We start from the raw sequence: 10758 nt of genomic DNA on the forward strand, positions 1-10758 counted from the left end.
GAATGGCCGGCGGAGAAGAAGGACCGGCTGCTGGCCTTGCTGGCGCGCAACCCTGACATCACCGGCGTTCATGACATGCGCACCCGCACGTCCGGCAATCGGGACTTCGTGCAGTTCCACGTCTGGGTCGATCCCGAAATGAGCGTACGCCAGGCGCATCGCGTCATGGACGATATTGAGGCGCGGCTGCAGGCGGAATTTCCGGATGTGGAAATCCTGATCCATCCCGATCCCGAGGGATTGGTGGATGAAGAGGGCCCCGCGTCCCGCGACGTGCTGCCCAATACTTGCGATGTCGCCGATTATCTGGCCGATCAACACAAGAGCCACGCCTGATGCCTACCGTCCCCTACTGGCATGTCGATGCGTTCGCCGATCGTCCGTTCGGCGGCAACCAGGCGGCGGTGATGATCCTGAAAGCCTGGCCGGATGACGCGGTGCTGCAGGCGATCGGCGCGGAGAACATGTTCGCCGAAACCGCCTTCGTGGTGCGCGATGATACCGGCGCGGCGGATTGGGAGCTGCGCTGGTTCACGCCGACGTGCGAGATCCGGCTGTGCGGCCACGCCACGCTGGCGTCCGGGCATGTGTTGCTGGGCCTCGAGCCGCAGCGGGCGCACGTCACCTTTCGCACGCGCAAGGCCGGCATCCTGGAAGTGCGGCGCGATGGCGAAATGCTGGCGCTGGGCTTGCCGTCGATCCCGACGCAGCGCGGCGAGCACGCGGGCGCCGTGGCGTTGCTGGGGGCGGGGGCGGCGGAAACCTGGCGTTCGCCACTGGGCTACAACGTGTTCCTCTACCCTGACGAGGCGGCGGTGCGCGCGCTGACGCCCGATTTGCGGGGGCTGGCGGCGCTGGGCGATGACCAGTTCATCGTCACCGCGCCAGGCGTGGAGACCGATATCGTCAGCCGCGTGTTCGTGCCCGGTGGCGGCGTGGACGAAGATAGCGTGACGGGATCCGCCCACGCGGTGCTGACCCCGTTCTGGGCGGCCAGGCTGGGGCGGGAGGGCTTCACCGCCTACCAGGCCTCACAGCGGGGCGGCCTGCTGACGTGTCGTCTGGACGGCGAGACGGCCTGGCTGGGCGGCCCTTGCGTGACCGTGGTGGAGGGCCGCTTCACGTTTTGAGGGGGTAGGCTTACCTGTTTACCTCGTTCTCACGAACGGAGATGGTTCGAACTTCCATCACAAGAACGACCCTACCCCGGAAACAGCTCCAGCAGCGCGCCGATGTGATCGTGCAGCACCGCTTCCTGCTGCGGCGTCGAGTATCCCAGGCGCACGACGGTGAGCAGCTGTCCCGGCGAGCCGACGACATATTGCCCATACTCGCCCCGGCAGGCGAACAGGTCCTTGCGGCCTTGACCGGGCCAGAGGGGTGAGACGCCCTCGGGCGGTGTGCCGTTCAGCCACACCCCTGCGCCATAGGCGGGGTTGCGCGGCGAGGGCTTGCGCATGAAGGTGACCCAGCGGTGCGGCAGCACTTGCGCGCCTTTGACCGAGCCGGTGTGGCGCAGGAACTCGCCCAGCATCGCCCAGCTGCGGGCGGGGGCCAGCAACATCGAAGAGCCGACCATCGTGCCCGCCCGGTCGAAGCTGACTTGCGTGCCTTTCATGCCCACCGGCTCCAGCACGCGGGTGCGCAAGTAGTCGCTCACCCAGCGCCGTCGAATCGCCGGATCGCGGCTGTCGGTCAGCGCGCGGCCGGCCAAGTCGGCCAGGATCACGCCGGTGGCGGAGGACGGCTCGAACTTCTGCCCGGCGGGCGATTCCAGCGGCTGCGCCTCAGCATAGGCGGCCATGTCGTCCCGCCCATCCAGGAACAGCATGCGCATCCGGTCAGACTTGCGCTCGGGCTCGCCGCTCTGCTGCGCTGTTTCGGCATGGCGCAGGCCGGAACGCATCTGGAGCAGCTGGCGCAGCGTGATCTCGCCACGTGGATCCCCAGGCCGCTGCCAATCGGGCACCGGCGCAGTTTCGTCCATGCGCAGGCGGCCGTCGCTGACCAGCTGGCCGATCATCAGCGCGGTGACGCATTGCGCCATCGACCAGCCGTTCAGCGGCGTCTTCTCGCCGATGCCGGGGCCGTAGCGCTCCGCCACCACGCTGCCGCGCTTCATCACCAGCAAGGCCTGCGTGGTGCCCACCGATTCGGCATCGAACAGGGCATCGATCTGGCGCGCGAGCGGGATGCGCGGCGCGCCGCCGTCATCGCGAATGGCGGCCTGCGCCTCCGCGCTGGGCGGGGGCGGGCCCTCCTGTCCACCGCCGCATCCGGCCAGGAACGGCACGGAGACTGGCAGCAGGGCAAGGGCAAGGATAAGGGGCAGACGACGCGACTTCATTCGCGCGGGTGATGTGCGAGGCGTGAGACGATGGCAACAGGGCAGGTGAGCGAAATGCGGCAGCGCCAGCCAGCGCGCTGGGGAAGAAACCTGCTGCTGCTTGCCGTGCTGCTGGTCGTGGCGCTGACCGCGTGGTCGTGGACGCGCCTGCGCGTCACCGCCCGTACCAACACCGCCTTGGCCGCGCAGACCGGCTGCCTGTGCCGTTTCGCCGCCGGTCGCTCGCTGGCTTCGTGCGAGGCGGACCCTGCCGTCAAGCGCGACTGGGTGGGGCTGCACCAGGATGCCGTCGCGCGCTCGCTGACGGCCAGCGTGCCCTTGCTCGCCAGCCAGACCGCGCGCTGGTCGCCCGAAGCGGGATGCGTGATGGACGGGTGGAAGGACTAGGCGGAAGGGCCTCTGCCGTTATCCAGCGGCGCGCTCACCGCTGTTTCTTGGTGATCGTCGCGGTGAAGTCCGGATCCTTCTTCGCCACCCAATCCACGAACTTGCGCACGTTGGGGTTCAGCAGCAGGCCTTCCACGTCCATCCCGTGGCGCTGCAGTTCGGAGTTGGTGAAGTTGGCGATCAGGGTCTGCTGACAGATCGGGTGCATCGGCACGACATCGCGGCCGCCCCGGCTTTTGGGTACGGGATGATGCCACACGATCGTCTGGCCGGTTGGCCTGCCGCAGAGCCAGCAGGGGACGGGCGGCGGTGCGGTTTCCTCTTCCTGCGGTTCGGAATCGTCGTAGCCGCCCTTGCGGTGCTTTCGGGCCATGCGTGTTACTCCTGAATCGCCGAAGTGGTGCCGGCGATCCAGCCGCCACCCACAACGCGCTCGCCCGCGTAGATCACTGCGGCTTGTCCGGGGGCGACGCCATATTCTGGTTCGGCGAAGCGGATGGTCGTCGCCGCGCCATCGCCAAGCGGACCGTCCACCATCACCGGCACCGGTTTTGCCAGCGAACGGACCTTGGCGGTCAACGGGCCATCGGGCACCGGCCCGATGCGATTGGTTTCATCGATCCGCGCCGCGCTGACGCCCAGCATCACTCGCGGGCCGACGAGGACGCGGCGACTGTCCGCCTCGATGCCCACGACATAGAGCGGCTGGGCCTGTCCGCCGATCTCCAGCCCCCGGCGCTGGCCCACGGTGTAGTGGATCACCCCGCGATGTGTGCCCAGCACTTCCCCGGTGGCGGCGTGGACGATTTCGCCCGGCGCATCGGCTTCGGGGCGGATGGCGCGCACGATCTTGGCATAGTCACCATCGGGCACGAAGCAGATGTCCTGGCTGTCAGGCTTGGCGGCGTTGCGCAGACCTGCCGCTTCGGCCAGGCGGCGCACTTCGGGCTTGGGCAGGCCGCCCAGCGGGAAGCGCAAAAAGTCCAGCTGCGCCTCGGTAGTGCCGTAGAGGAAATAGCTCTGGTCCCGCGCCGGATCGAGCGCGCGGTGCAGTTCCGGGCCCGCCGCACCGATCACGCGGCGCACGTAGTGGCCGGTCGCCAGGCAATCCGCGCCCAGATCGCGCGCCATGGCGAACAAGTCGGTGAACTTAGGCCCCATGTTGCAGCGGATGCACGGGATCGGCGTGCGCCCGGCCATGTAATCGTCGGCGAAGCGTTCCACCACGTCCTCGCGAAAGGCGCTTTCGTGATCGAAGACGTAGTGCGCGATGCCCAGGCGATCGGCCACGGCCCGCGCATCGCGAATATCGTCACCCGCGCAGCACGCGCCCTTGCGTCCGGTGGCGGCGCCATAGTCATACAATTGCAGGGTGACGCCGATCGTCTCGGCCCCGCTGGCGGCGGCGAGAGCGGCCACGACCGAACTGTCCACCCCGCCGGACATGGCGACGACGATGCGCCGCGCACTCAGCGGAGCGTGCATTTGGAACAGTTCGGCGAAATCCAGGCCGGCAATCTGGGATGCAGGAGTCATCCGCGCGCCATAGCCGGTCATGCCGTATTTGGCCAATCTACGCGATTTTGCGGAAGCACCGGGCAAGCAATCGCGGCCCATGGCGCAAGTATCCTAAATAACGGGTAAATCCGGAGTTTACCGGCTCTTGACCATAGCGGGTGTAGAGCCGGTTGCATGGACATGTCGCTAAACCTTGACGGGATGGTCCCGGTTTTTGCCGGAGATCCGCCAGCCGTCCGCCCCGTGCATCCACGGTGGCCGGATCTGCTGGCTCGAATGGTCGCGTCGCGGGAGGCAAGTGCCTCTATCGCAAGAGAAACAAGGAGAGGCGCTGTTGTGATGCAGGGCAGTTTCGATGAATTCACGGCAGCCTGCCTGGCCAGCTTTCCGCGCTTTCGGCACCTTTCTGTTAACCCAATCAATTCAGCCAATCGCAAGTCCGGCGGGATCATAGCCTCACCCGTCGCCGGCGTAACCAGAACCGGTGGGCGAGGGTAACGATGATCGAAAACCAGAAAATCCGGCCGGCGCAAGTGATCGGCCCACTCGGTGAGCCGCTTACACTGGACTCCCTGCCGCCGCCCAGCACCACGCGCTGGGTCGTGCGCCGCAAGGCCGAAGTGGTCGCCGCGGTGAACGGCGGGCTGCTGTCGATCGACGATGTGTGCGAGCGCTACCAGTTGACGCTGGAAGAGTTCGCTTCATGGCAGCGCGCGGTCGATCGCTCGGGCATGCAGGGCCTGCGGGTCACCCGCATCCAGCACTATCGCGATCTTTACGAGCGTCAGCAGAAGTATTGATTCAGTCCTTGTCCCGTGATCGCGGGACAAGCGCAAGATGATGGGATGGCGGCTGCTGGCAAAGCGGGCCGCCATTTCTGATTCCAGAGTGCGATCGTGGCGAAAAAACCACGCTGCCATCGACGTTCGTCGATCGCAGAAGGCGCGTTTCGACTTCCTGTTTGCCACTGCAAGGCCCCGGGTCTATGCCGCCACGCATGGAATCTGCCGGTGCGGGCAGGGTTTGCGGCCGCTTGTGGCGCGCCTTGGCAGCACCGGCTTGCAGCGGCGTCGGGATGGCTCGGCGCGGCCCGGGTAGCAAGCATGAACTACGACACGAAGATCGACACGCCCGGCAGCCTTGAAGCTGACGCTGATGCGCGTGTGATCGAGGTGCATCACCTGGATGACACGGCAGAGCGTCCGTCCCGTCGGCGGCTCTGGCTGATCGGCGGCGCGGTGGTGCTGGTCCTGCTGGTGGCATGGCTGCTGATGCGTTCGCGCGACGACAAGCCGATCGATCCCAATGCCGGCGCGCAAGTGCCCGTGGTCAGCGTGTCCGCGCCCGGCCGAGCCTCGATCGCGGGTGAGATCACCGGCACGGGTTCGATCGCCGCCCGGCGGGAGATGCCCGTGGGTGCCGTGGGCGAAGGCGGCCAGGTCGTCAGCGTGCTGGTCGATGCCGGGGACTGGGTGCGCAAGGGCCAGCCGCTCGCGGTGATCGACCGTTCGGTGCAAGTGGAGCAGGCCGCCAGCCTCGCCGCGCAAGTCGATGTCGCCGCTGCCGATGCGCGTCTGGCGCAGGCCAACCTCGATCGCGCCTCACAGCTGGTTTCGCGCGGGTTCATTTCCAAGGCCAACATTGATCAACTGACCGCCACGCGCGATGCCGCCAATGCCCGCGTGAAAGTGGCGCGGGCGCAGCTGGCGGAAGCGCGGGCGCGCAACAATCGGCTCAACATCGTCGCGCCCGAGGCCGGCCTGGTGCTGACCCGTGCGGTCGAGGCGGGGCAAGTCGTCACCGGCGGCAGCGGCGTCCTGTTCCGCATCGCCAAGGGCGGCGAGATGGAAATGATCGCACGCCTTTCCGAGGACGATCTGGCCAAGCTGTCGGTCGGCGTGCCGGCGCAAGTCACGCCGGTCGGCTCTGACCGCGCCTTCGCCGGGCAGGTCTGGCAGTTGTCGCCCGTGGTGGACCAGCAGGACCGCCAGGGCGTGGCCCGCGTCGCGCTGAACTATTCGCCCGATCTGCGGCCTGGCGGCTTTGCCACCGCCCGCATCACCTCGGGCAACGTCGTCGCCCCGCGCCTGCCGGAATCGGCCATCCTCAGCGATGACAAGGGCGCTTTCGTCTATGTCGTCAATAAGGACAGCCGGGTGGAGCGCCGCGCGGTGCGCACCGGCGTCGTCACCGCCGAAGGCATCGCCATCGTCGATGGCCTGAGCGGCTCCGAGCGCGTGGTTCTGCGCGCGGGCGGTTTCCTCAATCCTGGAGACAAGGTGAAGGCCCGCCGTGTCGGGCAGGGCGGTCAGGCGAACTGAGCCATGGGCATGCGCAACATATCGGCATGGTCGATCCGCAATCCGATCATCCCGATCGTGTTCTTCCTGGGCCTGTTGGTGGCCGGCATCGTCTCGTTCATGCGCATGGACGTGAACAACATGCCGGACGTCGAATTTCCCGGCGTGATCGTCCAGGTCTCGCAGCCCGGCGCCGCGCCGACCGAGATCGAGACGCAGATCACGCAGATCGTGGAAGGGGCGGTCCGCTCCATCCCCGGCATCGAATCCATCCAGTCCACCGCCTCCGAAGGCAGTTCGCAGACGCTGGTGTTCTTCAACGTCGGCACCAACCCAGATGTCGCCACCAACCAGGTGAAGAACGCGGTCGATCAGGTCCGCTCGCAGCTGCCCGAAGGCATTCTGGAGCCGCAGGTCACCAAGATCGAGGCGGGCGGCGGCGGTTCCATCGCCTACTTCGCGGTCAGTGCCGATGACATGACGATGGAGCAGCTCAGCTGGTTCATCGATGATACCGTGGCCAAGAGCCTGCTGGGCGTGCCTGGCCTGGCCAAAGTGGAGCGCAACGGCGGCGTCGATCGCGAAATCCGCGTGGTCATGGAGCCGGACCGCATGCAGTCGCTGGGCGTCACCGCGCGTGACGTGAACAATGTGCTGCGCGCCACCAACGTGGACGCGGCGGGCGGCAAGGCCGAAATTGCCGGATCGCGCCAGTCCGTGCGCGTGCTGGGCAATGCCAGCGATGCCTATGCCCTGTCGCAGACGCGCCTCAACCTGGGCAACGGCCGCTCGGTGAAGCTGGGCGATGTCGCCCATGTGAGCGACGGTTATTCCGAGCAGGTGCGCATCGCCAAGCTGAACGGGCGCGAAGTGGTGACCTTCGGGTTCGAGCGTGCGCTCGGCGCCTCCGAAGTCACCGTCTACGAAGGCGCGATGCAGAAGCTGGACGCCATAAAAAAGGAGAACCCTGAGGTTCACTTCACCCAGCTGTTCACCACCGTGGATTACACCAAGGACCAGTACACCAGCTCGATGGAAGCACTGGTGGAAGGCGCGGTGCTGGCGATCGTGATCGTCTATCTGTTCCTGCGCGATTGGCGCGCGACGATGATCTCCGCGCTGGCTATCCCGCTTTCCGCGATCCCGACGTTCTGGTTCATGGACTTGCTGGGCTTCACGCTCAACTTTCTGTCGCTTCTCGCGCTCAGCCTGGTGGCGGGGGTGCTGGTGGACGATGCCATCGTCGAGATCGAGAATATCGTGCGCCATATGCGCATGGGCAAATCGGCCTATCAGGCCTCGATCGACGCGGCGGACGAGATCGGGCTGGCGGTGGTCGCCACCACGTTCTCGATCGTGGCGGTGTTCCTGCCGGTGGGCCTGATGCCGGGCATTCCGGGGCAGTTCTTCAAGGCGTTCGGCCTGACCGTGGTCGCCGCGGTGCTGATGAGCCTTGCCGTCGCGCGCGTGATCACGCCGATGGTGGCGGCCTATTTCCTGAAAGCCCACGGCCACGCCGAGCATGGCGGCGGCAAGGCGATGGACTGGTACTTGCGCGTGCTGGGCTGGACGCTGGATTCGCGCGAATCCCACCGCCTGCGCGCCCGGGTGCGGCGCGCGCCTTCACGGGTGTGGTTCTATCCGCTTGGCTTGCTGCTGCTGCTGGCGATCCTGGGCGCGGGCATCGGCGCGGCGCTGGGCGTGTTCCAGATCGTGGACAAGGGCCTGCGCGGCATCGGCTTCGATCGCACCGCCTTCATCCTCTCGGCGGTGATTGCGCCGATCGTGACGCCGCTGGTCGTGCTGCTGCTGGGCAAGCTGGCGCGCGCGATGGTCGGCGTGCTTGGCGCGTTCGGCCGCTGGTACAGCTATCTGACCGATCGCGTGGCCGCCCGGATGCGGGATCATCGCTTCTATGCGTTCTGCGCCGGGATCTACGCGCTGGTCGTCACCTTCGCGTTGCTGGCGGGCGCGCCGCAGCAGTTCCAGCCCAACACCAACGAGGACACCAGCCGCGTCAACATCGAGATGGTGCCGGGCACGACGATCCAGCAGACCTCCGCCGTGGCCACCCGCGTCACCCGCCTGATCGAGGCGCAGCCCGAGGTGAAGCTGGTGATGCAGGCCGCGCGCGAAGGGGCAGGCACGCTCTACATCACCCTAAAGCCCGCCAATGAGCGCGAGGCAACGAGCATCCAGTTCGAGCGGCGGCTGGCCCCGCAGCTTCAGCAGATCCCGGACGCGCGGGTCAGCTTCGCCACGCAATCGGGCGGGTTCGGTTCGGGCCGGGATATCTCGGTCATGCTGTCGGGCAGCAATCCCGACCAGCTTCAGGCCGCCGCGCAGACGCTGGTGGAGCAGATGCGCGCCGTTCCGGGCGTGGTCGCCCCGCGCATCGCCGCCGACCTCAAGCGGCCCGAACTGGTCGTCGTGCCCCGGCTCGATCTGGCGGCGCAGTTGGGCGTCACCACCGCCTCGCTCAGCCAGACGATCCGCATCGCCACACTGGGTGAGATCGACCAGAACGCCGCCAAGTTCTCTCTGACCGACCGGCAAGTGCCGATCCGCGTGATCCTGCCCGCCAGTTCGCGCCGCGATCTTGCCACGATCGAGAACCTGCCGGTGCCCACCGCCACCGGCGGATCGGTGCCGCTCAGCCGCGTCGCCGAGATCCGCTTCGGCGCGGGGCCGACGCAGATCCAGCGCTACAACCAGGCACGGCGCATCTTCGTGGGCGCGGACCTTGGCCCCGGCCAAGTGAAGGGCCCGGTAATGGAAGCGATCCAGAAGCTGCCGATAATGCAGGACCTGCCCACCGGCGTCTCCAACGCCCCCGTGGGTGAGGACAAGTGGCAGGGCGAGATGATCAACAGCTTCATCGTCGCCGTGGTCAGCGGTATCTTCCTGGTCTTCGCGGTGCTGGTGCTGCTATACAAGCGGTTCGTCTCGCCGCTGGTCAACATGGCCTCGCTGCTGCTGGCGCCCTTGGGCGGATTGCTGGCGCTGACGATCCTGGGAGAGCCGGTTTCGATGCCGGTCTATATCGGCTTGCTGATGCTGCTGGGCATCGTCGCCAAGAACTCGATCCTGCTGATCGATTTCGCGCTGGAAGAGATGGAGCGCGGCGTGGACAAGATGGAGGCGATCATCGATGCGGGCCGCAAGCGCGCGCAGCCAATCGTGATGACCACCGTGGCGATGACCGCGGGCATGGTGCCCACCGCGCTCTCGATCTCGGGCGACGGCGCGTTCCGCCAGCCGATGGGCGTCACCGTGATCGGCGGCCTGGTGCTGTCCACGATCCTGACGCTGGTGATCGTGCCTGCCGCCTTCAGCCTGGCGGACGGCTTCGAGAAGCGCATCGGCCCCAAGCTGCGCCGCACCTTCCTGACGTTCGACCCCAAGCTGCACGGCGAATCGCGCCCGCTCGGGGCCGGGGGGACCCTTCCGGCCGAATAGGCGTTTAGCGGCGGATGACGGGGCTGTTTGGCAAAAGCGAGGAAGGTCGTTTCGCGCAGAGGCGCAGAGGCGCAGATAGGGCGTATCCGGCCGTAAGGCCAATCGATACGCCAAGAGTACGGCTTGTCGCGCCCGATGATCGAAAAGCCGGCTTTACCGCAAGCGCTGCATCTCTCCGCGCCTCCGCGCCTCTGCGCGAACCCGTCTTTTCTTCCATCATCGTCGACGTCCGCTGATGTCGGCCAAGACAAACCGAACCGGGCCATCTCCCGATCGTGCCCGCGTGATGCGCCGCACCGCCACCGGGCTGCTGCTGTTGATGGCGGCAGCCTTCGTCGCCCTGCAGCTGCTGCGCGGAAGCCATCCGGCCTGGGGATACGCGATCGCCTTTACCGAGGCGGCGATGGTGGGCGGGTTGGCGGACTGGTTCGCCGTCGCCGCGCTGTTCCGCCGTCCGCTGGGCCTGCCGATCCCGCACACCGCGATCATCCCGACCAACAAGGACCGCATCGCCGATACCATGGCGGTGTTCCTGAAGGACAATTTCCTGACGCCGCAAGTCGTGGCGCGGCGGCTCGTCGGGTTCAACCTCGCCGCCGCGGCGGGCACATTCCTTGCCGACCCGGACCGGAGCGGGCAATCGCGGCTGCGCGCGGGCGCGGCCAACTTGCTGGCCGACGTGCTGGAATCGCTCGACCCCGAACGGCTCGGCACCCAGGTCCGCGCCGGGCTGGTGCATCAGCTGGA

Annotated in this window: 10 protein-coding genes; 7 read left to right on the forward strand and 3 right to left on the reverse strand. The window is 67.1% G+C overall.

The features are described 5' to 3' along the window. Together ACHWRX_RS09210 and ACHWRX_RS09215 are read left to right on the forward strand one after the other, a co-directional pair. Positions 1 to 336: cation diffusion facilitator family transporter (locus tag ACHWRX_RS09210; protein WP_394658964.1), on the forward strand; the 336-nt coding region annotated here is incomplete at its 5' end. Further along, entirely contained in the window at positions 336 to 1130 is a 795-nt protein-coding gene (locus tag ACHWRX_RS09215) for a PhzF family phenazine biosynthesis protein (protein ID WP_394658965.1), read from the forward strand. The genes ACHWRX_RS09210 and ACHWRX_RS09215, both read left to right, overlap by 1 nt. Before the next feature lie 71 nt (positions 1131 to 1201). Here the strand turns inward: ACHWRX_RS09215 and ACHWRX_RS09220 are convergent, their stop codons facing one another. Further along, entirely contained in the window at positions 1202 to 2347 is a 1146-nt protein-coding gene (locus ACHWRX_RS09220; protein ID WP_394658966.1) for a serine hydrolase domain-containing protein, read from the reverse strand. Between the two features lie 30 nt (positions 2348 to 2377). Between ACHWRX_RS09220 and ACHWRX_RS09225 the strand changes: the two genes are divergently transcribed. After that, complete coding sequence (locus ACHWRX_RS09225; RefSeq protein ID WP_394658967.1) at positions 2378 to 2734, forward strand: hypothetical protein; 357 nt, start codon at positions 2378 to 2380, stop codon at positions 2732 to 2734. A gap of 34 nt (positions 2735 to 2768) precedes the next feature. Here ACHWRX_RS09225 and ACHWRX_RS09230 read toward each other — a convergent pair whose 3' ends face one another. Both ACHWRX_RS09230 and mnmA read right to left on the reverse strand, forming a co-directional pair. After that, positions 2769 to 3107 carry a hypothetical protein gene (locus tag ACHWRX_RS09230; RefSeq protein ID WP_058737424.1) on the reverse strand — a complete coding sequence of 113 codons (339 nt, stop codon included), beginning with the start codon at positions 3105 to 3107 and terminating at the stop codon, positions 2769 to 2771. 5 nt (positions 3108 to 3112) lie between these two features. Next, positions 3113 to 4270 carry a tRNA 2-thiouridine(34) synthase MnmA gene (gene mnmA, locus ACHWRX_RS09235; protein ID WP_394658968.1) on the reverse strand — a complete coding sequence of 386 codons (1158 nt, stop codon included), beginning with the start codon at positions 4268 to 4270 and terminating at the stop codon, positions 3113 to 3115. Positions 4271 to 4752: 482 nt separating this feature from the next. On the opposite strand from mnmA, the gene ACHWRX_RS09240 reads away from it, so the two are divergent. From ACHWRX_RS09240 to ACHWRX_RS09255, 4 genes are all read left to right on the forward strand, one after another. Beyond that, positions 4753 to 5052, forward strand: a complete 300-nt coding sequence (locus ACHWRX_RS09240; protein WP_058737425.1) for a DUF1153 domain-containing protein — start codon at positions 4753 to 4755, stop codon at positions 5050 to 5052. Positions 5053 to 5355: 303 nt separating this feature from the next. After that, the gene (locus tag ACHWRX_RS09245; RefSeq protein ID WP_288418231.1) at positions 5356 to 6573 is read left to right on the forward strand and encodes an efflux RND transporter periplasmic adaptor subunit; all 1218 of its coding nucleotides are present in this window, start codon (positions 5356 to 5358) and stop codon (positions 6571 to 6573) included. Between the two features lie 3 nt (positions 6574 to 6576). After that, a complete protein-coding gene (locus tag ACHWRX_RS09250; protein WP_058737428.1) occupies positions 6577 to 10011 on the forward strand; it encodes an efflux RND transporter permease subunit in 3435 nt (1144 codons plus the stop codon). A gap of 286 nt (positions 10012 to 10297) precedes the next feature. Further along, a partial coding sequence (locus ACHWRX_RS09255) for a DUF445 family protein (RefSeq protein WP_394658969.1) occupies positions 10298 to 10758 on the forward strand: 461 nt, incomplete at its 3' end.

Source organism: uncultured Novosphingobium sp. (assembly GCF_964277725.1).
GTDB classification, from domain to species: Bacteria; Pseudomonadota; Alphaproteobacteria; order Sphingomonadales; family Sphingomonadaceae; genus Novosphingobium; species Novosphingobium fluoreni.

Bases quoted from the DNA above. Each gene is read 5' to 3' on its own strand.
- ACHWRX_RS09215 (WP_394658965.1), top strand. From the start codon at position 336: ATGCCTACCGTCCCCTACTGGCATGTCGATGCGTTCGCCGATCGTCCG.
- ACHWRX_RS09220 (WP_394658966.1), bottom strand. From the start codon at position 2,347: ATGAAGTCGCGTCGTCTGCCCCTTATCCTTGCCCTTGCCCTGCTGCCA.
- ACHWRX_RS09225 (WP_394658967.1), top strand. From the start codon at position 2,378: ATGGCAACAGGGCAGGTGAGCGAAATGCGGCAGCGCCAGCCAGCGCGC.
- ACHWRX_RS09230 (WP_058737424.1), bottom strand. From the start codon at position 3,107: ATGGCCCGAAAGCACCGCAAGGGCGGCTACGACGATTCCGAACCGCAG.
- mnmA (WP_394658968.1), bottom strand. From the start codon at position 4,270: ATGACTCCTGCATCCCAGATTGCCGGCCTGGATTTCGCCGAACTGTTC.
- ACHWRX_RS09240 (WP_058737425.1), top strand. From the start codon at position 4,753: ATGATCGAAAACCAGAAAATCCGGCCGGCGCAAGTGATCGGCCCACTC.
- ACHWRX_RS09245 (WP_288418231.1), top strand. From the start codon at position 5,356: ATGAACTACGACACGAAGATCGACACGCCCGGCAGCCTTGAAGCTGAC.
- ACHWRX_RS09250 (WP_058737428.1), top strand. From the start codon at position 6,577: ATGGGCATGCGCAACATATCGGCATGGTCGATCCGCAATCCGATCATC.